This is a genomic window from Pelagibius sp. (genome assembly GCF_028281305.1).
Lineage (GTDB): Bacteria > Pseudomonadota > Alphaproteobacteria > Kiloniellales > Kiloniellaceae > Pelagibius.
Genome location: NZ_JANQKD010000023.1, coordinates 16,969 through 40,110 on the forward strand (window position 1 = coordinate 16,969; position 23,142 = coordinate 40,110).

Consider the following 23,142-nt stretch of genomic DNA (forward strand, 5'->3'; position numbering starts at 1 on the left):
GTCATGTCAGATCTGCCCAGCCATGCCAGGGTCGTCATCATCGGCGGCGGCGCCGTCGGCGCCTCGACGCTCTATCACCTGGCCAAGATGGGCTGCAGCGATGCGGTGCTGCTGGAAAAGAACGAGCTGACCTCCGGCTCCACCTGGCATGCGGCCGGCAACTGCCCGACTTTCTCGGGCAGCTGGAACATGATGAAGCTGCAACGATACTCGGCGGAGCTCTTCGGGCGTCTGGCCGACGACGTCGATTACCCCATGAACTACCACCGCACCGGCTCCATCCGCATCGCCCAGTCCGATGCCCGCATGGCGGAGTTCCGCCACGTCGCTTCCATGGCCGGCTACCAGGGCATGGAATACGAGGTGCTGGGCGTGAACGAGGTGAAGGACCGCTACCCCTTCCTGGAACTGCACGACCTGAAGGGCGGGCTCTGGGACCCCATGGACGGCGACATCGACCCGGCGCAGTTGACCCAGGCCTATGCCAAGGGCGCCCGCGACCTGGGCGCAAAGGTGGTCCGCTTCTGCGCCGTGACCGGGCTGTCGCAGCTGCCGTCGGGCGAGTGGAAGGTGGAGAGCGATAAGGGCACCATCATCGCCGAAAAGGTGGTGAACGCCGCCGGCTACCGCGCCGCGGAGATCGGCCGCATGGTGGGCCGCGACGTGCCCACGGTGGCGATGTCGCACCAGTATCTGGTGACCGAGGAGATTCCGGAGCTGGCGGCCCTCGACCACAAGGTCCCGCTGCTGCGCGACCCGGACGACAGCTACTACCTGCGCCAGGAAGGCAAGGGTCTGATCTTGGGTCCCTACGAGTGGCAGGCGACGCCCCACTGGCTGGACGGCATGCCCGACGACTTTTCCTTCCAGCTCTACCCGGACGACCTCGACCGGCTGGAGTGGTACATCGAGCAGGCCTGCGCGCGCGTGCCGATGCTCGCCAGCGGCGGCGTGCAGCGGGTGATCAACGGGCCGATCCCCTACACGCCGGACGGCAACCCGCTGGTCGGCCCGGCGCCGGGCCTCACCAACTTCTACGAGGCCTGCGTCTTCTCCTTCGGGATCGCCCAGTCCGGCGGCGCCGGCAAGACCATGGCGGAGTGGATCGTCGAGGGCGAGCCGGAGTGGGACCTCTGGGTCATCGATCCGCGCCGCTACACCGACTTCGCCACCAAGCGTTACGTGGTCGACAAGGCGGTCGAGTTCTACCAGCACGAATACGCCATGCACTTCCCGCACGAGGAACGCCCCGCCGGCCGTCCGGCCAAGGTCTCGCCGCTGTATGAGCGGCTCAAAGCAAAGGGCGCGGTCTTCGGCGCCCGCGGCGGCTGGGAGCGGGCGGTCTGGTTCGCGGAAGCCGGCGCGCAGCCCGAAGCCGATCTGACGCTGGTGCGGGAGGGCAACTGGTATCCCGCCGTTGCCGCCGAGAGCAGGGCGGTGGCCGAGGCCGTCGGCATTCTCGACCTGCCGGGCTTCGCGCGCTTCGAAGTGAAGGGGCCGGGCACGGCGGACTGGCTCGACAGCCTCGTGGCCGGGGCCCTGCCCAAAGTCGGGCGCATCTCCCTCGGCTACTTCTGCTCACCGCGGGGCGGGGTGGTCACCGAGATGACCCTGACCCGCCTGGGCGAGGATCACTTCTGGCTGATCTCCGCGGCGGCGGGGGAGTGGCACGACGAGGATTGGCTGAGGAGCCACCGCCCGGCCGATGCCGCCTTTACCCTGGAGAACATCACCAACCGCTGGAGCACCCTGGTGCTGGCGGGCCCGAAGGCGCGGGAGGTGCTGGGGCCGGTGACGGAGAGCGATCTTTCCAACGGGGCCTTTCCCTGGCTCTCCGTGCAGCCCATCGAGGTTGCCCAAGCACGGGGCTTTGCCATCCGCGTGAACTACGTCGGCGAACTGGGCTGGGAACTGCACCTGCCCATCGAGACCGTGGCGCCGGTCTACGACCTGCTGTGGCAGGCGGGCGAAGCCCACGGCATTCGCGACTTCGGCATGTATGCCATGGACTCCCTGCGCCTGGAAAAGGGCTACATGGCCTGGAAGCAGGACCTCGCCAGCGAGTACTCGCCGCTGATGGGCGCCCTCGACCGCTTCGTGAAGCTGGACAAGGCGCAGTTCGTCGGCCGCGAAGCGCTGCTGAAGGAAAAGCAGGCCGGCCCCCGCGAGCGCTTTGTGCCGCTGCTCGTCGAGGCAAAGGACGCCGACGCGCCGTTCTGCGCCACGGTCTGGAAGGGCGAGCGCCGGGTCGGCCTCGTCACCTCGGGCGGCTACGGCCACCGCATCGAGAAATCCATCGCCCTGGCCTATGTGCAGACGGACCTCGCCAAGGAGGGTGAGGCCCTGGAGGTGGAGATCTACGGCGAGCGCTGCCCGGCGCGGGTCGGGGTGTCGCCGCTCTTCGATCCCAAGAACGAACGCCTGCGGGCCTGACCAAGAAAACGGGAGAGGGACCATGAGCGAGCTTCCAACGAAGGCCCGCGCGGTCATCATCGGCGGCGGCGTCATCGGCTGTTCCGTCGCCTATCACCTGGCCAAGCTCGGCTGGCAGGACGTGGTGCTGCTGGAGCGCAAGCAGCTCACCTGCGGCACCACCTGGCATGCCGCCGGGCTGATCGGCCAGCTCCGCGCCACCCTCAACATGACCCAGCTCGCCAAGTATTCGGCCGAGCTCTACGGCACCCTGGAGGCGGAGACCGGGGTCGCCACCGGCTTCAAGCAGAACGGCTCCCTTTCCGTCGCCCTCACCGGGGAGCGCCTGGAGGAGCTGAAACGCGGCGCCTCCATGGCCAAGACCTTCGGGCTGGAGGTCGAGGTCCTGACGCCGGAGGAGGTGAATGCGGCCTATCCGCTGCTGTCGCTGGAGGGGGTCACCGGCGGCGTCTTTCTGCCCAAGGACGGCCAGGCGGACCCGGCCAACATCGCCCTCGCGCTGGCCAAGGGCGCGCGGCAGAAGGGCGTGAAGGTCTTCGAGCAGACCAAGGTGACCGCCATCGAACAGGCGGGCGGGCGCGTCACCGGCGTGGTCACCGACAAGGGCCGCATCGAGGCGGAGGTGGTGGTGAACTGCGCCGGCATGTGGGGGCGCGAGGTTGGCCGGCTGGCCGGCGTCGACGTACCGCTGCAGGCCTGCGAGCACTTCTACATCGTCACGGAAAACATCCCCGACCTGCCGCGCGACCTGCCGGTGCTGCGCATTCCCGACGAGTGCGCCTATTACAAGGAGGATGCCGGCAAGATCCTGCTCGGCGCCTTCGAGCCGTTGGCCAAGCCCTGGGGCATGGAGGGCATCGCCGAGGACTTCTGCTTCGACCAACTGCCGGAGGACTTCGACCACTTCGCGCCGATCCTGGAAGACGCCGTCGCGCGCATGCCGATCCTGGAGACCGCGGGCATCCACACCTTCTTCAACGGGCCGGAGAGCTTCACCCCGGACGACCGCTATCTGCTGGGCGAGGCGCCGGAACTGCAGGGTTTCTTCGTCGCCGCCGGCTTCAACTCCATCGGCATCCAGTCCGCCGGCGGGGCGGGCAAGGCGCTGGCGGAGTGGATGGACGCAGGCGAGCCGCCCTTCGACCTCTGGGACGTCGACATCCGCCGCATGCAGCCCTTCCAGAACAACCGCACCTACCTCTACGAGCGCGCGAAGGAGAGCCTTGGCCTGCTTTATGCCGACCACTTTCCCTACCGCCAGTTCGCCACCGCGCGGGGTCTGCGCCACAGCCCGCTGCACGAGCGCCTGGCCGAGCGCGGCGCCTGCTTCGGCGAGGTGGCGGGCTGGGAGCGGGCCAACTGGTTCCTGCCGCCGGACGCCAGAGCCGCCGGCGAGACGGCGGACTACCGCTACTCCTGGAAGCGGCAGAACTGGTTCGACTACGCCGCGCAGGAGCACCGCGCGGTGCGGGAGGGCGTGGGCCTCTTCGACATGTCCTCCTTCGCGAAGATCCGGGTCGAGGGCCGCGATGCCGAGGCGGTGCTGCAGCGGGTCTGCGCCAACGATGTGGCGGTGCCGGTCGGCAAGATCGTCTACACCCAGTGGCTGAACGGGCGCGGCGGCATCGAAGCGGACCTAACCGTTACCCGCCTGTCGGAGACCGCTTTCCTGGTCATCACCGGTGCCGCCGTCGGGCGCCGTGACCTCACCTGGCTGAAGCGCCACATCCCCGAGGACGCCCACTGCATCGCCACCGAGGTGACGGCAGCCGAAGCCGTGCTCTGCGTCATGGGGCCGAAGGCACGCGACCTGCTGCAACCGCTTACCGCCACCGACCTTTCCAACGCGGCCTTTCCCTTCGCGACGATGCAGGAGATCGAGATCGGTGCCGCCCTGGCCCGCGCCCACCGCATCACCTACGTCGGCGAGCTGGGCTGGGAGCTCTATGTCTCCGTCGACATGGCGCGCCATGTCTTCGATACCATCATGGCGGCGGGGGACCCTCAGGGGCTGCGGCTCTGCGGCATGCACGTGCTGGACTCCTGCCGCATGGAAAAGGCCTTCCGCCACTTCGGCCACGACATCTCCGACGAGGACCACGTGCTGGAGGCGGGCCTCGGCTTCGCCGTGAAGCCGGACAAGCCGGCCTCGCGCTTCGGCGACTTCCTGGGCCGCGAGGCGGTGCTGCGCAAGAAGCAGCTCGGCCTCTCCAAGCGCCTGCTGCAGTTCAAGCTGGAGGACCCGGAACCGCTGCTCTATCACAACGAGCCGATCTGGCGCGACGGCCGCATCGCCGGCTACCTGACCTCAGGCAACTACGGCCACCACCTGGGGGCCGCCATCGGCCTCGGCTACGTCGCCTGCGAGACGACCGAAAAGCCGGACGACGTGCTGGGCTCGCGCTACGAGATCGAGGTCGCCGGCGAACGCGTCCCGGCCCTCGCCAGCCTCAAGCCGCTCTACGACCCCAAGAGCGAGCGGGTGAGAGGGTAATGGCGACGCTCGGAGAGCTGTCCGCCTCTCCCGCACCCATTTGGGTTCGAGCGCTATGGATGTCTAGCTGCTGGGCAGAGTAGGCGGATCAAGCGGCGGCAGGCGGCGCAGGCTGCGGCATTCCGCGATGTTGCCCTCGACCCAGGTTCGCAGACTCTCCGGGTTCCCCAAGTGCGCAATCGCCTGGTTGCAGAACCTTTTCAGGCTCATGTACGCCTTGGTTTCGCCTTCCTCATTGGCGACGTAGCTCAAGAGTTTTTCGGCTTGATCGCATTGCCCATTCAAAGCCGCCAGCATGCCGAGGTGCACGTCCGGCCATCCACCCGGCCGCGTGAACTGCTTGTGGTTCTCGAGAAGGCCTTCGTAGGCTTCTCTCAGCGTTCCGGTTCGGGCGCGGTAATAGTTTACGGCTTCGGTGGCTGCATCCGCCAGGACCTCGAAATCCCTTTGGAACTGTGCTTCGTCGCCATCGAACTCGGCCCAGCCAGGTTCGCGTTTACCCCAATCGAAGGACCAATGTTCTTTTGGGTACCAGAACCACGCAACTGCGACGTTCAAGCTGGACATCTTTGAGAAGCCCGACGGCTGAAACTCGATAAGGATGCCGTGCCAGCGGCGGTCGTCGTACCAGACGCGGGACCGGCCCTTCTGCTGGATTCCGAGGGGCCGCAGCTTCGCCCGGGCGACGGCATTGATGATCTTGCTGTGGGGCGACGCCGCGCTCATGCGGATCCTCTGACTCCGGTCGGCCTCAAGAAGGGCACAATAAGGATCACGGGCTGCGGCGCGCCACCGTGCCTCTCTGCTGTGCAAGGCTCTGGCGTCACGGCACAGACTCCGGAGTGTGCTTGCTTCGGGTTATGGCTAAAACCTCCACCCGAGCTGCACCACCATGCCGTCGTCCTCGGGCCTGACGCCCAGGGCCAGGCGATCTTCTGTGGCGGGGGCGAGGAAAGCCTCGGTGGCGAAGACGGCGAGGAAGTTGCCGAGTGCCATGCCGGCCAGGACGTCGGCCGGGTGGTGCTCGCCGGCCTCCAGCCGCGCCCAGGAGGTGGTGAGGACCAGCCCGGCCAGCGCCACGTCGCTGCCGATCTCTGCGGTGCGGGAGAGGTCGTAGTACGTCAGCGTATCGCTGGTGAGCCGCGCGGCGGCGGCGGTCATGCTGACATGGCCGGAGGGGAATGACTCGTCGTCCTGGTCCAGCGGGCGTTCGCGGTCGGTCACGGCCTTCAGGCCGTCGGTCGCGCCGCGGGTGGCGAGCAGTGTTCCGGCGCCGACGGCAAAGCCCTTGGCCTTGCTTTCCAGCCAGGCGCCCTCGGGCGCGGGGGCGGCCAGGCCGGCGGCACCGTAGAGCACGTAGCTGCCGATGCGCAGCCCGTCGCTCACGTCGTCGGCGGTGTCGCGGGAGCCGAACAGCGGCCGCTCCTCGTTGGCCCAGTCGGCGACGTCCTCGTCGGCGCCGCCGATCTGCAGCGCCGCGGCACCGGCGGCGGGCAGCCAGGTGAAGGGATCGGTCGCCGCCGTGAGGGCGGCCTCGCCGAGCCGCTCCCAGCCCGGCAGCGCCCGCGCGTCCGCGCCCCAGAGGCCGCGCTCCGGTGAACCCGCGCAGGCCGGCAGCCAGAGCAGCGCCAGCCCCAGAGCTAAAGATCGCCAAGCCGCCGTCATAGTCCGCCGCCCCATTGTGGAACCCGTCCGTTGACATCTCTCCATCCGGGACCTCAAAGCGCTCCGCACCCCACCCGCGGATCGCCGGTCGCTCCCGACAGCCCAGCACTTCTCAGTCTAGGGCCTTTGGCGGCCCGGCGACAGGTTTTCCGGCGCGCGCCTGGATCTTCACCTTCAGGCCCCGTGCAAGGCCACTCCGCGCTGTGCTAGGCTTTGCGGCAAAGCGGCGCCAAGGCGAGGGCCGGGCGGCCGGCTTCGCGCCGAGGCCGAGGCGACGATCGGGAGGTAAGTCATGGGGATGGAGGTGCGGCGTCTGACGGAGGACGACGCCGAGAGCTATCGGGAGATCCGGCTGGAGGCGCTGGAGCATCATCCGGAGGCCTTTCAGGCGACCTACGAGAGCGTGGCGGACCTGCCGCTGGATGCCTACCGCCAGCGCCTGCGCCGCTATGCGCTGTTCGGCGGTTTTCTCGACGGCACGCTCTGCGGCTTCGTCGGCTTCTTTGCGCTGAAGAACACGAAGATCAAGCACAAGGGCCTGATGTGGGGCATGTACGTGAAGGAAAGCGCGCGCGGCAGCGGGCTGGCCGGGAAGATGGTGGAGGCGGTGGTCGACCACGCCCGCGACGAGGTGGAGCAACTGCTCTGCTCCGTCATCGCCGACAACGAACGCGCCAGCCGCTTCTACGAGAAGATGGGCTTCGAACTCTACGGCACCGAACGTCGCGCTCTCAAGATCGGTGAGCGCTACTACGACGAAGAATTCCGGGTGAAGTTTCTGGGGTAGATGTGAGGCAAGCGCGTCGATCCGTGGACTCTACTGTCTGACTGAGCCGGGCGGGGCGAGTTCGGCGACGCGGTCTGTACCCGCCGATTCAACGATTCCCTGAACGACCTGCCGAGGTCGCTTGGCCGCCGCGAGCAGCACAGGTCTTGATGTGGTCGATCAGGGCTCTGGTCTTGGCCGGGACGTAGGAGCGCGAGGGATAGAGGATCCAGGCCGCGGTGTCGAACGACTTCGCGGCGGCCTGCCAGTCAGGCAGAAGGTCGATGAGGCTGCCGTCGGCAAGATCCTGCGCGATCGTCCAGTCAGCGAGGAGCGCGGGACCCAGCCCGTCGAGCGCTGCGCGGCGGACCGCAAGCGCGTTTGAGATCATCAATGAAGCCCGGACGGGAACCTCGACGGTGTCACGGCTGCCTCTGCGGAACCTCCAGTACGACCGGAAGCCCGGCAGCGTGAAACAGACGCACCGCCTTTCCGAGAGGTCCTTTGGGTCCGACAGTGGGCCGGAGGCGTCGAGGTAGTCGGGGCTTGCCACGACACGGTATCGCGTCGCCATCAGCTTGGTCACGACGGCGGCTTCGTCCACGCTCGGACTCAGGCGAATCCCAAGGTCGATGCTCTCCCGCACCAGATCAACCACCGCATCGTCGAGCATCAGTTCCAGGGTGAGATCCGGGTAGCGCTGTTGGAACGCCGGAAGGCGCGGCAGCAGCCAGCGCTCGCCGAAGGCCACCGACGTGGAAACGCGGAGTATGCCCGCCGGAGCACCGACCACATCGGCGGCCGCGAGGCGAGCTTCCTCCAGTTGCGCCAGAAGACCGGCGGCGCGATCGAAGAAGACCTGTCCCGCTTCGGTCGGCGAGAGCCGGCGCGTCGTGCGCTCGAAGAGGCGAAACCCCAGGGTCCGCTCCAACGCCGAGATCTGGCGGGAGACCGACGAGCGGTCCAGACCATGTTCGCGAGCTGCCGCCGAGAGCGAGCCGCGCCGCACGGCGGAGAGGAAGAGGTGAAGCGACAGCAGAGGGACATTGCGCAGATTCATTGTTGCACAAATTGCACCGCAGTGGGGCACATGTCGACCTTCCGACACACGGAGGCGACCCTATATCTCGAGCAATTGCCTCCGATTGATTCTGCAACGACCGATGCCTTCGAGGTTATCTCATGAGCCGTTTCCCCTTAATCCTCGCTGTCTTTGCTTCCGTTTCGGGAGCCGCGGCCGTTTTCCTCACCCTCTCGCCGGGGCCGCTCTACGCGTCCGGCACTCTGGACCTGATGCCGGCCTTCTCGCTGCTGCTGGACGCCGCACCGGTAGCGGCAGTCGCAGCATTTGCGTTAGGCTTCGCCGGCATCATCTCCGGGGTTCTTCTGAAAGCGTGGCGGAGCGCCGCTCTTGCCGTCGTGGCGGCCGTGGTCGGAGGTGCGGTCTGGCTCGCCGTGGACGATTTCAAGAGCCGCGCCGCGGCAAATCCGCTGCACGACGTCACCACGAATGTCGACACGCCTCCGGCCTTCCTGGCCATCGCGCCACGCCGCTACGAGGAGGGGAGCGCGGCGGCCCGTGCTGCCTATCCGCACCCTGCCTGGCGGGAAACCCACGAGGCGATCTACCAGGACCTTGAGACGCTGGTGCTGCCGCTTGCCGTGGGCGAGGCGGCAAGCCGCGCCGGAGAGATTGCCGAAGATCTCGGTTGGTCGATTGAGGCAAGCAGTGTGGCGGAGGACTTTGGGCGCTTCGAGGCGGTCGACAGGACCGGCTGGTTCGGCTTTGCGGACGACATCGTCGTCACGATAGCAGCGCAGGAAGAGGCCTCTTCAGCGATCGACGTGAGATCCGTCAGCCGGATCGGCATCGGCGACGTCGGCAAGAACGCCGAGCGGATACGCACGTTCCTGCGCCGCCTTCGGGAGACGCCTTAGTTGCGAAGCGGTTACGCGGCAGGTTCCAGCCGGCTGCGGGCAGCTGCCATGCCTCACGGGCAGCCGAAGTTATCGCTGAGCGTGCCCATCACGGCCTTGCCGGCGCTGAGGTCCTTGCGGGCGCTGTAGTCCTGGTGGATCCAGCGCATGTAGGCCCAGCGGATTTCGTCGGCGGTGTTGCGGGGCGGCGGGCAGATGGTGGTGTCGCCGGTCTCGGCGAGGGCGTGGACGAAGCCCATCATGTACTGCTCGCATTCCAGCTCGGCGACGAAGCCATCGCGGGAATCGTTGTCGGCGACGGTGCAGGCGCTCAGGAGGTCGTGGGCGCTGTAGGCCTGCGCGGCGGCCGGGCCGGCCGGAATGCCGACCGTCGCTGCGACCGCGGCAAGGCCGATGATCGCGGTGGCGAGGATGACTGGCCGGAGGGTGACTGGCCGGAGAGTGACTGGGCGCATGAAAACCTCCCGAAAACTCTGATCTGACTCGGTGACCCCGCTAGGGGGTCCGGGGATGAGGCGCCGCGGGCGGCCGGGGCCGCCCGCTTTGCCCGCCTGGTATCTGTGTCCGTCCGGTCGTGTGACGCGGCCGGTCTGGTCGTCAGTTGCCGTCGCTCTTTTCCTTGGCGAGGGCGTGGATGGCCTGGTTCATCACCGCCTGGTGCTCGGCGTTGTTGACGAACTTCGGCGAGTTCACCTGCGACCAGAGATCCTCGTTCACCATGTTCTGGTGGCAGCCCATGCAGAGGCCGGTGCGCTCCATCTTCTCGCGCATGGCCTGGGGCAGGGGCCCGGTCAGCGGCCAGTGGGAGCCGACGGTGACCAACTGCTCGCCCTCGCGCGTCACGATCTGGCTGAGGTCGTGGTCGAGGCTGGGGATCGGCTGCGACTGGAGCTGGGTCTGGCGCGGGATGATCTGGCCCTGCGCGGTCTCCAGGTCCACGGTGAAGCCGTCCTCGTAGCCCTTCATGAAGCGCCCGCCGGAGATGCCGTAACCCAGCGCCTTGGGGTTGTCGTGGCAGCTCTCGCAGGTGCGCGCCTGGCGCCCGGCGGTGTGCGGCTGCACGGCGGCATGGTCCAGGCCCTTGGTGCCGCCGGCATCCGGCGTCATCCAGGTCTCGTTCTGGACGATGGTGTTGCCGTCCTTGTCGATGACCGTGGTGATCACCTGGCAGCCGGGCATGAGAGGCGAGACGCGGCCTTCGCCGTTGATGCCCAGGGTCGGCTCTTCCCAGCGCAGGTAGGAGCGGGTCTCCGAAACCTTGCCGGCGGAGGTCAGGCCGTTGGTGCCGAGCGGTGCGTCGGCGGTGAGGCCATCCTCGCCCCGCGCGTTGGCGTTGTTGATCCAGTCGATGTCGGTCTTGCCTTCCGAGTAGTCGACGGTGACGTGGCAGCCGTAGCACTGCGGCGCCCAGTCGGCGTGGCAGGCGTAGCACTCCATCGATTCCATGTGCTGGCCGACGGCGCCCATGGCGACCTCGGCGCTCTGGCTCTTCCAGGTTCCGTCCAGGGCGATCTGCTTCAGCACCGGCACCTCGAAGTCGAGGCCGGAGGCGGAGTGCATGATCACCTTGTCGCCGCGCTTCACCACGTTGCCGTAGGGATTGCCGCGGGCGGTCAGCAGGTAGCCGTCCTCGGCGTCATAGACCTCGGCGAAGTACTGCTCCGGCGTGATGTCGTCGGCCAGGCCGCGCGGCGTGTCGCCGATGTCCTGGGCGTGCTCCTCGCCGTGACCCAGCGGCAGCTCCCAGGGGAACTTGGAGACCGTGCCGTGGCAGTCCTCGCACTCGATCTCGACCTGGGCCAGGGTGGTGCCCGGCAGGTTGCCGTCGCCGTGCATGTCGATGGTGGTGTGGCAGTCCTGGCAGAGCATGCCGCCTTCCGGATTGCCCGGGCGCGACTGCACCTGGTGGTGCAGGTCGTCCTTGATGAAGAGGTAGTTCTTGGTGTGCAGCTTGGGCTGCTTGCCGCCGGTGGCGGTGTAGGGCGAGCCGTAGGGGAACTCCATGATGCCCTGGTAGCTCACGCCGATGCGCTTGCCGCGGTTGTGGCAGGAGTTGCAGGTCTCCGTTGGGATGCCGGAGTAGGTGAGGTCGCCGATCTGCACCTTGGACTTGCGCGAGCCCTGCATGCGGTGCAGCAGCAGCTTGCCCGGCTGGTCCTTGGCGATGGTCGGGTCGCCGCCCTCGTAGAAGCCATCGTTGGAATAGGGCACGTGGCAGGACGAACAGCCGGCGCCGCGGAAGTCGCCGCGCTTCTCGCGCCCGTTCACGCCGACGTGGCAGCGCTGGCACTGCTGACGCGAGTACGTGATGCCGGCCATGTTGGGGTTCTCGGCGATGAGGTTCACGTCAACCGCCGGGACCTGCTTCATCTCAGACGGCATCTGATCGGGATGGGCCGCGACATAGGCGGTCATGTATTCGATGTAGGCCTCGGTGCCGACGGCGGGCTCCGGCCCGTCCTCGTCGACAAGGTCGTAGTTGCCCCAGACCACCTTGTGGTCGCTCTGCAGGCCCCAGGACCAGAGATTGCCCTGCAGCTTGCCCGCTTCGGTATTCATGAGGGACTTGGACAGCCGGCTGGCGTAGCCGTCGTGGCACTGGCCGCAGGCCTTGTCGGCGACGGTGATGGCGCCGGGGTCGGGATAGAAGACGTGCGGGCCGCCGGCCTCGACGAGGTCGCTGGGGCTGCCCTGGTGTGCCGCTTCCGCCGTGGTGGCGCCCGGCGTGCCGCCGTGGCAGATCACGCAGCCGGCGGGGTCGTTGAAATCGGCGCCCATGGCCTCGATCTGCTCGATCATCGGACCGTCGGTGAACTTCTCGATGCCGTCGTGGCAGGCGAGGCAGCCCTTCTCGGCGGCAAGCTGCGCATCCACGGATGTCTGGGCGGCAGCGCCGGTCGCGAAGGCCGCGGTTCCGAAGCAGAGCGTCACAAAGGCGAAAAGGGCCGATCTCATCGTCGTCTCCCGTAAGAGGGCTGCCCGCCCGATCAAGCGGGCAAACGAGCGCCGCGGAGTCCTTCCGGCAGCGTCGTGACCGAAGGCTAGGAGGATTCGGAAACCGTCGCCCTGACCTTTGTCAGAAATCCCTAATGCCTATGCGGTTTTTTTGCCGGCCGCGGATTTGCCCCGAACAACCGTGGTTCGGGACAACGGCTGGTTGTTGATCCACCTCAATGCTTGTGTGAAATCGAGTCCTAGACTTCCGCCTAAGAGCCGAGGGGCCGGCTCGACGTCTGCAGGAGCGGGGGAACGCGATGGATTGCTGTCTCTGGGGTGACAGTTATCAGGAGACCGATCCGGGGGCAGGGGGGCCGGGACCGGGCGTCCCTGACGGGCCCGGCGAGAGGAACGGCTGCAAGGTTGCCGAACCCTTTCGCGGCTGCATCAACGGGGTCTGCGCCCAGTTGGGCGCGGGACCGCCGGTGCCGCGGCTGCGCAGTATGGCGCGCGGCGAGCGCCTGGAGACCGGCAGCGGCGTGAAGCTCTGGACGGTGCTGGGCGGCACGGTCGCGCTCTGCACGGCCCTTGCCGACGGGCGCCGCCAGATCGTTTGCCTCGCCACCCAGGGCGACCGCTTCTGCCCGCCCGATGAAGACGAGAGCCTGGATTTCTGGATAGAGGCGCTGGCGCCCAGCCATCTCTGCGAGCTCGATCTCTCCGGTCACGCCGGCACCATCGCCGGCAATGCCAGCCTGAGCGCGGCGCTGTTCCGCGCGGCGCGCGACCAGGCGCGCTGCATCTATGCCCATCTCGTGACCCTCGGTCGGCTCGATGGCATGGAGCGGGTCTGCCTCTTTCTCGCCGACATGGCCTGGCGCGTTGGTGAGCACACGGCCCAGGGCTGGCGCGTCCGCCTGCCTTTGGCCCGCGAAGACATCGCGGACTACCTGGGCCTCAATGCCGAGACCGTCAGCCGCATCTTCAGCCGCGTGAAAAAGGCCCGCCTGGCCGATTTCCACTCGCCCACGGAATACGTCGTCCGCGATCTCGCCGGGCTGCAGAACCGCGCGCCGATCCTGGCACCCCACAGCGCCGAAAAGAGCGCCGCACAAAATGCGTCCGAGGCGGCGCTTCAGCCGATGGAGGTTCACCGCTAATGCCCGACATCGTCGTCGAGTTCGGCCACTTTGCCCTCTGTCTCGCCCTCGCTGTCGCGGTGCTTCAGTGCGTTGTGCCCTTGGCGGGCCTGCGCAACGACTCGCTGAGCGCTCTGCGCTTTGCCGATGCCGGTGCCCTGGTCCAGTTTCTCGCGACCGCCGTGGCCATGGCGGCCCTCACCTATGCCTACGTGGTCTCGGACTTTTCCGTCGCCACGGTGGCGATGAACTCTCACTCCGCCAAGCCGATGCTCTATAAGGTGACCGGCGTCTGGGCCAACCACGAAGGCTCTATGCTGCTCTGGGTGCTGATGCTGGCGCTGTTCGGTGCGCTGATCTCGGTCTTCGGGCGTTCGGTGCCGACGCCCATGCGGGCCACCGTGCTGGCGGTGCAGGCGGCCGTCGGCGTGGGCTTCCTCGCCTACATCCTCTTCACCTCCAATCCCTTCGAGCGCCTGGCGCTGCCGCCGCTGGACGGGCAGGGCATGAACCCGCTGCTGCAGGATCCGGGCGTCGCCTTTCACCCGCCGATGCTCTACCTCGGCTACGTCGGCTTCTCGACCGCCTTTTCCTTCGCCGTCGCCGCGCTGATCCGCGGGCGTGTCGATCCGGCCTGGGCACGCTGGATGCGGCCCTGGGTGCTGATCGCCTGGGCGGGGCTCACCCTCGGCATCGCCCTGGGAAGCTGGTGGGCCTACTACGAGCTCGGCTGGGGCGGCTTCTGGTTCTGGGACCCGGTGGAGAATGCCAGCTTCATGCCCTGGCTGCTGGCCACTGCGCTGCTGCACTCGGCCATCGTCGTCGAGAAGCGCGAAGCGCTGCAGAAGTGGACCATTCTGCTGGCCATCCTCACCTTCGCCCTCAGCCTGATCGGGACCTTCCTGGTCCGTTCCGGCATTCTCTCGTCCGTCCACTCCTTCGCCACCGATCCGGAGCGCGGCGTCTTCATCCTGGGGCTGCTGGCCCTCTTCATCGGCGGCGCCTTGGCGCTCTTCGCCTGGCGGGCACCGATGCTGAAAGACGGCGGCTACTTCGCGCCGGTGTCCCGCGAAGGCGCGCTGCTGCTGAACAACGTGCTGCTGGCCGCCGCGACGGGCGTGGTCTTCATCGGCACCCTCTATCCGCTGTTCCTGGAGCTGATGACCGGCGAAAAGATCACCGTCGGCGCGCCTTACTTCAACCAGACCTTCCTGCCGATCTTCGGGGTCACCGCGGCGGTTGCGGCTGTGGGGCCGTTCCTGAGCTGGAAGCGCGCCGACCTGAAGGGAGTGCTGCAGCGTCTTCGTTTTGCTCTTGTGGCGGCGCTTGTCATGGCCGTGGCGCTGGCGATGGCCGGCTGGCGCGAACCGTTGGGCCTGCTGGGCCTCGCGCTGGCGGCGTGGCTGGCCAGCGCCACCGTGGCTGACCTCCTGGTCCGCATCGGCCTGCCCAAGGTGAGCCCCGGCGTCGCGCTGCGGCGTCTGGTCGGTCTTCCCACCTCGGCCTGGGGTCTGGTACTGGGGCACCTGGGCGTCGCTGTCGCCGTTGCCGGGGTTGCCGCCATCTCCGTCTGGCAGAGCGAGTCGATCCAAGTGCAGCAGCCCGGCGACCTGCAGCAGGTCGCCGGCTACGAGTTCAGCCTGCTGGATGTCGGTGCCGGGCGTGGGCCCAACTATCAAACGTCCATCGCGACGGTGAAGGTGACCCGCGACGGGGAGACCGTGGCGCTGCTGTTTCCGGAGCGGCGCTGGTATCCGGTCGAGCGGCAGCCGACCACCGAGGCCGGCATCGTGACCCTTTGGCACGGCGATCTCTACGCCGTGCTGGGCGATCCGGACGGCGCCGGGGGCTGGGTGACGCGCTACTACTACAACCCCGGTGTCGCCTGGATGTGGGCGGGCGCCCTGCTGATGGCTCTGGGGGCGCTGGTCTCGGTCAGCGACCGCCGCCTGCGGGTCGGCGTGCCGCGCCGTGCCCTGCGCCCGGCCGTGACCGCGGTTCTCGCGCTTATGCTGGTGGCGAGTGCCGCGCCTGCGGTGGCCATCGAGCCCGGCGAAATGTTCGACGATCCCGCCAAGGAGGCGCGCGCCCAGAGCATCGGCAAGCAACTGCGCTGTCTGGTTTGCCAGAACCAGTCGATCTTCGACTCCAACGCCGGGCTTGCCGGCGACCTGCGCGCCGTGGTGCGCGAGCGCATCCGGGCCGGCGACGACGATCAGGCCGTGTTGGATTACGTCGTGGCACGTTATGGCGACTACGTCCTGCTGCGCCCGCCATTCAAGACCCATACGCTGGTGCTCTGGGGCGCGCCCTTGGTGCTGCTCCTGCTGGCGGTCTTGGCGGCGCGGTCCTACACCCGGCGGCGCCGGCGGCCCGACGGCCTCACAGCGGAGGAACGGACTGCAGCCCGCAAGCTGTTGCAGGGAGATGCGTCATGACGCTCTGGATTGCCATTGCCATCGCCGTTGCTTTGACGGCTCTCTGGTTGACGCGGCCCTTCCTCCATCGCGCCCAGTCGGAGTCCAACGAGGCGGAGCACGCCATTTCGATCTATCGCGATCAGCGCGAGGAGGTGCAGCGCGACGCCGAGAGCGGCCTGATCACGGCGGCGGAGCGCGATGCCGCCGAACAGGAGATCGAGAGTCGTGCGCTTCGCGCCGCGCGTCTCTTGGACACCGGAATTTCCGTCACCCGGCGCGCGCCGCTCACGGCAGCCGGGCTGGGCCTGCTGGCCTGCGCCGGCGCTGTCGGTCTCTATGCCTCTATGGGCGCACCGGATGCCGTCGACCAGCCCTTGGCGGAGCGCCGGACGGCAATCCTGGAACGGCAGGCAGCCTCGGGCGACCTGGAAAGCCAGGCCATGCTGATGATCGAGCGCGGCGAAACCGAGCCCGAGAGCTTTGAGAAGTGGTGGACCCTGGCGCGCTCCCACGCGGCGGTCGGCGACTATGCCTCCGCCGCCGATGCTTATCGCCGCGCAGCGGAGCTGTCGGACGACGATCCCGCCGTGCTCTCCGCCTATGCCGAGGCGCTGACGCTGGCCAACGGCAACAAGGTCCCGCTGGCGGCCAAGCTGATCTTCTCCCAGGCGGTGCAGAGCGGTAACGATCCGCGTGCCCGCTATTACCTGGCCTTGGCCAAGGCTCAATCCCAGGATTTCGAAGGGGCGCTCGCCGACTGGGTGCAGCTGCTCGGCGAGTCTCAGGCCGGAGCACCCTGGGTGCCGCTGGTGCGCCGCGACATCGTCAATATGACGCGCTTCCTCAAGCGCGACCTGGCAGCGGTGTTGCCGGACGCCACCGAGGCGGAGCTGGCCCGGGCTGCGCTACCGGTGCAGCAGCCGGTGCAGACGGCATCCGCAAGCGATCCGGCCCAGGAGAGCGCGCGGCTGGCGGCTGCCCTGGAGGCCGACCCGAAGGACTGGCAGGGCTGGATCCGTCTGGCCCGCCTGCGGGCCGGGGCCGGATCGGCTGAGGAGGCCGGGGCGGCATTGACGGCAGCCCGGGAGCACTTTGCCGGCGCGCCTTTCGTGCTGGGGAAAATCGACGAGGTCGCCGCAGAACTCGGCCTTGCCCAGCGGCAGGTCGCGCGCGGCCCCAGCGACGAGGACGTCGCCGCGGCGGCCAGCCTGAGCGAGGAAGAGCGTGATCAGATGGTGCGTGGCATGGTGGATGGCCTGGCGGCGCGGCTGGAAGGCCGGCCCGATGACCTGGAGGGCTGGCTGATGCTCATCCGCTCCTACGCTGTGCTGCAGGAGGCCGAGGCCGCCCAGCAGGCGGTACGCGATGCCAGCCGGGCGTTTGAAGCCGATGCCGCCAAGCGCCGGCAGATCGCCCAGACCGCCGACAGCCTGGGGATCCCGCCAGTCCAGTAAGCGGCCGTAGGCCAAGGCCGGAAGGCCGGACGGCAAGAGCTTTCCCACGGGTGAGGGTTCCGGAGGAAAAGCTGAGACTCTCAGGTAGGGTGGCGGCTAAGCTGGCGTCAGCCAGACCCCCCAAGGGTCCGTAACCCCAAAGTCTGCCGCCAGGAGAGAGCAATGTCCGGCCTGCTGAAGAACGTCGATCCCGACGGACTTCTCGAATACTCCGTGGTCTTCACCGACCGTGCCCTCAACCACATGTCCCAGTCCTTCCAGGGCGTGATGCGCGACATCTCCGACACCCTGAAGCGGGTCTACAAGGCCGAGGCGGTGGCGGTGGTGCCCGGCGGCGGCACCTATGCCATGGAGGCGGTGGCCCGCCAGTTCGCCGGCGGCAAGAAGTGCCTGGTCATTCGCAACGGCTGGTTTAGCTACCGTTGGACTCAGATTTTCGAAGCCGGTGACATCCCCGATGAGGCCATCGTGCTGAAGGCCCGCCAGACGGCACCCGGTCATCAGGCGCCCTTCGCCCCGGTGCCTATCGAGGAGGCGGTGGCGGTTATCGAGGCGGAAAGGCCCGATGTGGTCTTCGCACCGCATGTGGAGACCTCTGCCGGCATGATCCTGCCGGAGGGCTATATGAAGGCCCTGGCGGAGGCGGTGCACGGCGTTGGCGGGCTCTTCGTTCTGGACTGCATTGCTTCGGGCACGATCTGGGTCGACATGGCCGCGACCGGTGTCGATGTCCTGATCTCGGCGCCGCAGAAGGGCTGGAGCGCCTCGCCCTGCAGCGGCCTGGTCATGATGAGCAAGGCGGCGCGGGAGCGCATCGAGGGGACGACCAGCTCCAGCTTCGCCTGCGACCTGAAAAAGTGGCTGGAGATCATGGAAGCCTACGAGAAGGGCGGCCATGCCTACCACGCCACCATGCCCACTGATGCGCTTGCCGGTTTCCGCGACGCCATGCGGGAGACCGAACTGACCGGCTTCGACGCTGCATGTGAGGCCCAGCAGGAGCTGGGCACGCGCGTGCGCAAGCTGCTGGCCGACGCCGGCTTCAGGAGCGTGGCTGCGGAAGGCTTCGGCGCCCCCGGCGTCGTGGTCTGCTATACCGACGATGCGGACATCAAGAGCGGCAAGAAATTCGCGGCTCAGGGCCTGCAGATCGCCGCCGGCGTGCCCCTGATGTGCGACGAGCCGGCGGACTTCCAGACCTTCCGCATCGGCCTCTTCGGTCTCGACAAGCTGGCCGATGTCGGGCGCACGGTCGCCAACCTGAAAACGGCCCTCGACAAAGTGGTGGGGACCGCAAATCTGCGGTGATGGTCTGTGCCCGTGACCGCCATTGCCTGCTTGGCCTGGGGCTCGCTGTTCTGGTCGCCGCGCAGTCTGCCGATGCAATCGCCGTGGCATGAAGACGGCCCGCTGATCCCGGTTGAGTTCGCCCGCAAGTCCAAGCGCAACTACATCTCTCTGGTCATTGAGCCGGCCGCTCGGCCCGTGCCGACTCTTTGGTGCTTCATGGCGGTGCAGTCCATGGAGGCGGCGTGCGAAGCTCTTGGGGAGAGAGAGGGGACCAGCGACCCCGCACACGTCGGCCGTTGGGTCGCTGGCCAGGAGGAGCCGGACCTGATCGCCGGCCTCGCGGGCTGGGCAGACGCCCGGTCCCTGGACGGTGTCGTCTGGACGGCCCTGCCGCCGAAGTTCGACAGCGCCCGGACCCCCGCGGCAGATGAGGTCCTGGCCTTTCTCGCCGGCCTCGAGGGAGCCGAGCGGGCGTTCGCCGAGCGCTATGTGCGCAGGACGCATCCGCAAATCAGAACCCCTTACCGCGCGCGCATCGAAGACGCGCTCGGCTGGCATCCCGAGGACTCCTAGGCCGGCACACGGTCAAAGGCGGGTATAGTGCCGGGCAGTGCCGGGCAGTGACGGCGGACGGGGTCGAGCAATCCTGTTCCGGATCGCCTTTAGGTTCGTTGAGGCGGGTTTTCCCCTGTGACATTCTTGTGCTGTCGGGCCGTAGCCTTTGGGCAAGGTCCGGTAGGCAAGGAAATGAAGGGGGGCCGCATTTCATTGCTGAACCGGGGTCATTTTCGCGCGGGTCCGGGATCCGTGCTGCGGCGCTGTGCGCCTGGCTTTGCAGGGCTGCTTCTGCTGGCGGCCTGTGCCGCGCCGTACTTTCCGGCGCCCCAGCCCTCTGCGGGGTTCACCAACTTCGAAACCGAGCCGCTGCGGCCGATCGCTCTGTCCGGCGACGGTAGTCATCTCTATGCGCTCAACACCCCCGATGACCGGTTGGAGGTCTTCGCGGCCAGTCCCGGCGGCCTGAAGCCGGTGGGCGAGGCGCGCCTGGGTCTGCGCCCGATCGCACTGACGCTGCGCAACGCGCGCGAGCTCTGGGTGACGAATCATCTTTCCGACAGTGTCTCCGTCGTCGATGTCAGCGACCCGGCGGCGCCCCGGGTTATCCGCAGCCTGGATGTCGGCGACGAACCCCGCGGCATCGTGGCGGCGGGACCCGAGCGGCGCTGGGTGGTCGTCGCCGCGGCGAAGCGGGGCGACAGTCTGCGGCCGGGAACCGGCCGCGCCCATCTCTGGGTCTTTGACGCGGAAGCGCCCGAACGTGCGCCGCAGGTGCTGACCCTGTTCGGTGCGAAGCCCCGCGCCCTCGCGGTCTCGCCGGACGGCCTTTCGGTCTACGCTGGCATCTTCCATTCCGGCAACAGGACCGCCAGTGTCGGCGGCATCGAGGCTGCCTCCATCGGCCGGGCCCCCCTCTACAGCTTCGACAATCCGCCGCCGCCCGAGGGCCCGCCGAAGGCCGGCGCCATTGTGCGCCAGGTGAACGATACCTGGCTGGACGCAGAGGGGCGCGACTGGTCGCGTCTGGTGCCCTTTGATCTGCCCGATTACGACGTCTTCCGCATCGACCTCTCCGGCGACCGGCCGAGGGTTGCCGAGGCCATCAGCGGTGTCGGCACCGTGCTCTTCGACATCGCCGTGCGCCCGCGCGACGGCGAAGGGGGTGACGCAGCACGCCAGGAGGTCTGGGTCTCCAACAGCGAGGCGGCCAACCTGACGGTCCATGAGCCGCGTCTCCGGGGCCGCTTCGCCGAGAACCGCATCACCCGCCTGCGGCGCGGCGCCGAAGGCTGGGAGGTCCTGCCGCAGGATCTGAACCCCCGCGTCGACCCAGCGCACACGCCGGCGCCTTCCGCGCTGCGGGCCCGCAGCCTTGCCCAGCCGCTGCAGATCGTCTTCGAACCATCGGGGGAGAAGGCCTACGTGGCAGCCTTCGGGTCGCGCAAGGTCGCCGTGCTCTCGCCCGACGCCGAGGTGCTGGACCGCATCGACGTCGGCTTCGGTCCGGCCGGGCTGGCCTACGACGCAGCAAGGCAGAGGCTTTACGTCTTCAACCGACTGGATACCTCGATCTCCGTCGTCGACACGCAGGGCGGCAAGGTCGTCGCCACTGTTCCATTGAAGCACGACCCGACGCCTGCAGTGATCAAGGCCGGGCGCCCGCTGCTCTACGACGCTGCGGCGACCTCCGGCCAGGGCACTCTGTCCTGCGCCTCCTGCCATGTCTTCGCCGACTTCGACGGACTTGCCTGGGATCTCGGCAATCCCGAGGGCGAACTGGTGGCTATGCCGGAGGTGCTGGAGCACGGCCTCTTCGTTCCGCAGCAGGAGTTCCATCCCCTGAAAGGTCCCATGACGACCCAGAGCCTGCGCGGCATCGCCGACACCGGGCCGCTGCATTGGCGCGGCGACCGCTTCGGGCGCGACAGCGATCAGCCGGGCAGCAATTTGGCGAGCTTCATGGACTTCGATCGGGCCTTTGTCGACCTGATGGGGATGAAGCAGGCGCCCGGCAAGGCCGAGATGGAAGCCTTTGCCCGCTTCGTTCACACGATCCGCTATCCACCCAACCCAAATGAGGCGCCGGACCGCAGCTACAATTCGCGGCAGCAAGCGGGCTTTCGCATTTTCAATGACGGTATCGACATCGACCGCGGTCTCCTGAGTTGCCGCGACTGCCACGCGGCGCCGCTGGGCACCAACGGCCTGATCAACTTCGAAGGGATCGATGCCGGGATCGACATGAAGACGGCGCACCTGCGCAACGTCTATCAGAAGGTCGGGCGCTTCAACCGGCCCGGCCCCCAGGTCTCCGGCTTCGGCCTTGTGCACGATGGCAGCATCGACACCATCATCAACTTCCTGAAGCTGGACGTCTTTCACATTCCCGGCAAGACGGAGGAGGAGCGCGACAGTCTGCGCGCCGACTTGAACGCCTTCGTCATGGCCTTCAACACCGGCATAGCGCCGGCGGTCGGCCTGCAGACCACGGTCAGCGGGACGGCGGATGACGGGCAGAGGGCGCGGATCGACCTGATGGCCGAGCGGGCCGCCGCCGGAGACTGCGATCTGATCGCCTGGGCGCGCGCGGCGGGGCGCGAGAGGGGATGGCTCTGGGGTGCGGAGGGTTTTCTGCCGGACCGCGCGGGCGAGGCACCTTGGCGGCGGGACGACTTGCTGGCGCATGCGGCCGGAGCGCCGGTGACCTTCGCCTGCGTGCCCCCGGGCGACGGCTGGCGCAGCGCGTTGGACCGGGATCTCGACGGACGGCTTGATGGCGATGAGCCCGGCCTAAGGACCTCCCTGCAATGACACGCTCAAGGAGGAACCCCCCGCGTATTGCCCGGCCACGCTGCGCCCTTGCGCTTCTGCTGCCGCTCCTCGTTCTGCTCGGGGCCTGTGCCACGCTGCCGGATACCCTGCCCGCGAGCGGCGTTTTGGGAGGGCAGCAGTTCTCCGTCGGCGTCGACTCCGAGGAAGCGGCCTATCTGATGGAGCACTATCTGGCCGGTGCCCGCCTGCGCCCCGAGTTCGACCGGCGTATCGATGCTCTCTACGCCGGGCGCGGCGGGAAGGGGCTGCCGGACCGGGATGCCCTGAACCGCATCGCCGATGCCTTCTCCGTCGACTTCGCGGCCATTTATTTTGCGGACCTGATCAACCGGGTGCCGGCAAATCAACTGCTGCGCCGATCCTACGAGGTGCATCTGGCGCGGGCCCTGAAGGGCTATGCCGTTGAGGAGGGACGGACGCTGCTGCCCCAGGCCGCGGACTATCAACTCGTGTTCGTTCCGGCCTATCACTACGAGAGTCACAAGAACACCGGCGCGGATCTGTCTGACCCGCGTCTTGCGCTCAGCAGTGCCGGGCTGTCGCCGCAACTGGTCAGGACCGACGAGATCGGCTCCATCGACACCAACGCGCTGGTCGTTGCCGACTACCTGCGCCGCAACACCTCCCCCGACAGCAAGGTGATCGTGGTCAGCGCCAGCAAGTCGAGCCCGGAGGTGGCGCTGGCGCTCTCCGCGCTCGAACCGGAGTATGCCGGGCGCATCAAGGCCTGGATCAACATCGTCGGGACCCTGCAGGGATCGCCGCTGGCGGACGAGGTCCTGGGCGATGGCCCGCTCTCCAAGTATCGCGCCTTCGTTGACGATCCCGGCATGCATTCCATGCTGACGAAGCGGCGCCGTGCGGCATTCAAGCGGATCCGGACGGATGAGGATCTGCTGATCGTCAACTACATCGGTATCCCGGTGACCGGCACCATCTCCGACGCGGTGCGCGATACATACATCATCCTGAGGCCCTATGGGCCGAACGACGGCCTTAATCTGCTGGCCGATCTGATCGCGCCTGAAAGCGTGACGCTCGCCGACTTCGGACGCGACCACTACATGGTGGACGAGACCCTGCGTCAACGCACCATCGCTCTCGTCAACACCACGATCCAATGGCTGGAAAGCTGCAAGCATCGGCGTGGAGGCGGCTGGCCCACGCTGGCCAGTGTGACGGATTGCAGCCTGGCGGAGCGATAGACATGGACTAG

General features: G+C 67.7%; 16 protein-coding genes. 11 read left to right on the forward strand and 5 right to left on the reverse strand.

The features are described 5' to 3' along the window. Window positions 1-3 precede the first annotated feature (3 nt). The gene (locus Q0982_RS05985) at window positions 4-2,433 is read left to right on the forward strand and encodes an FAD-dependent oxidoreductase (protein WP_299392891.1); all 2,430 of its coding nucleotides are present in this window, start codon (window positions 4-6) and stop codon (window positions 2,431-2,433) included. 22 nt (window positions 2,434-2,455) lie between these two features. After that, entirely contained in the window at window positions 2,456-4,927 is a 2,472-nt protein-coding gene (locus Q0982_RS05990) for an FAD-dependent oxidoreductase (protein WP_299392893.1), read from the forward strand. Window positions 4,928-4,990: 63 nt separating this feature from the next. Here Q0982_RS05990 and Q0982_RS05995 read toward each other — a convergent pair whose 3' ends face one another. Both Q0982_RS05995 and Q0982_RS06000 read right to left on the reverse strand, forming a co-directional pair. Further along, window positions 4,991-5,653, reverse strand: coding sequence for a hypothetical protein (locus Q0982_RS05995; protein ID WP_299392896.1), 663 nt, complete (start codon window positions 5,651-5,653; stop codon window positions 4,991-4,993). A gap of 138 nt (window positions 5,654-5,791) precedes the next feature. After that, entirely contained in the window at window positions 5,792-6,592 is an 801-nt protein-coding gene (locus Q0982_RS06000; protein WP_299392898.1) for a phosphatase PAP2 family protein, read from the reverse strand. 292 nt (window positions 6,593-6,884) lie between these two features. On the opposite strand from Q0982_RS06000, the gene Q0982_RS06005 reads away from it, so the two are divergent. Next, window positions 6,885-7,379 carry a GNAT family N-acetyltransferase gene (locus Q0982_RS06005; protein WP_299392900.1) on the forward strand — a complete coding sequence of 165 codons (495 nt, stop codon included), beginning with the start codon at window positions 6,885-6,887 and terminating at the stop codon, window positions 7,377-7,379. Window positions 7,380-7,467: 88 nt separating this feature from the next. Here Q0982_RS06005 and Q0982_RS06010 read toward each other — a convergent pair whose 3' ends face one another. Next, window positions 7,468-8,418: a LysR family transcriptional regulator gene (locus Q0982_RS06010; RefSeq protein ID WP_299392902.1), complete on the reverse strand. Its 951-nt coding sequence runs from the start codon at window positions 8,416-8,418 to the stop codon at window positions 7,468-7,470. Between the two features lie 122 nt (window positions 8,419-8,540). Here Q0982_RS06010 and Q0982_RS06015 point away from each other — a divergent pair, with 122 nt between their 5' ends. Continuing rightward, the gene (locus Q0982_RS06015; RefSeq protein WP_299392904.1) at window positions 8,541-9,296 is read left to right on the forward strand and encodes a DUF1499 domain-containing protein; all 756 of its coding nucleotides are present in this window, start codon (window positions 8,541-8,543) and stop codon (window positions 9,294-9,296) included. A 53-nt stretch (window positions 9,297-9,349) separates the two neighbouring features. Here the strand turns inward: Q0982_RS06015 and Q0982_RS06020 are convergent, their stop codons facing one another. Next, entirely contained in the window at window positions 9,350-9,751 is a 402-nt protein-coding gene (locus Q0982_RS06020; RefSeq protein WP_299392906.1) for a Rap1a/Tai family immunity protein, read from the reverse strand. A 142-nt stretch (window positions 9,752-9,893) separates the two neighbouring features. After that, entirely contained in the window at window positions 9,894-12,251 is a 2,358-nt protein-coding gene (locus Q0982_RS06025) for a hypothetical protein (RefSeq protein ID WP_299392907.1), read from the reverse strand. Window positions 12,252-12,550: 299 nt separating this feature from the next. On the opposite strand from Q0982_RS06025, the gene Q0982_RS06030 reads away from it, so the two are divergent. From Q0982_RS06030 to Q0982_RS06065, 7 genes are all read left to right on the forward strand, one after another. Next, the gene (locus Q0982_RS06030) at window positions 12,551-13,393 is read left to right on the forward strand and encodes a Crp/Fnr family transcriptional regulator (RefSeq protein WP_299392909.1); all 843 of its coding nucleotides are present in this window, start codon (window positions 12,551-12,553) and stop codon (window positions 13,391-13,393) included. Continuing rightward, the gene (locus tag Q0982_RS06035) at window positions 13,393-15,810 is read left to right on the forward strand and encodes a heme lyase CcmF/NrfE family subunit (RefSeq protein ID WP_322096964.1); all 2,418 of its coding nucleotides are present in this window, start codon (window positions 13,393-13,395) and stop codon (window positions 15,808-15,810) included. The genes Q0982_RS06030 and Q0982_RS06035 overlap by 1 nt, the downstream gene beginning before the upstream one ends. Beyond that, entirely contained in the window at window positions 15,807-17,246 is a 1,440-nt protein-coding gene (ccmI, locus tag Q0982_RS06045) for a c-type cytochrome biogenesis protein CcmI (RefSeq protein ID WP_299392911.1), read from the forward strand. The genes Q0982_RS06035 and ccmI overlap by 4 nt, the downstream gene beginning before the upstream one ends. Before the next feature lie 162 nt (window positions 17,247-17,408). Next, window positions 17,409-18,554 carry an aminotransferase class V-fold PLP-dependent enzyme gene (locus tag Q0982_RS06050; protein ID WP_299392913.1) on the forward strand — a complete coding sequence of 382 codons (1,146 nt, stop codon included), beginning with the start codon at window positions 17,409-17,411 and terminating at the stop codon, window positions 18,552-18,554. Window positions 18,555-18,566: 12 nt separating this feature from the next. Further along, complete coding sequence (locus tag Q0982_RS06055; protein ID WP_299392915.1) at window positions 18,567-19,109, forward strand: hypothetical protein; 543 nt, start codon at window positions 18,567-18,569, stop codon at window positions 19,107-19,109. Between the two features lie 234 nt (window positions 19,110-19,343). Next, window positions 19,344-21,905 (forward strand): YncE family protein, encoded by a 2,562-nt coding sequence (locus Q0982_RS06060; RefSeq protein WP_299392917.1) that lies wholly within the window; start codon window positions 19,344-19,346, stop codon window positions 21,903-21,905. Further along, window positions 21,902-23,131 (forward strand): hypothetical protein, encoded by a 1,230-nt coding sequence (locus tag Q0982_RS06065; protein ID WP_299392919.1) that lies wholly within the window; start codon window positions 21,902-21,904, stop codon window positions 23,129-23,131. The genes Q0982_RS06060 and Q0982_RS06065 overlap by 4 nt, the downstream gene beginning before the upstream one ends. Window positions 23,132-23,142: the final 11 nt, after the last annotated feature.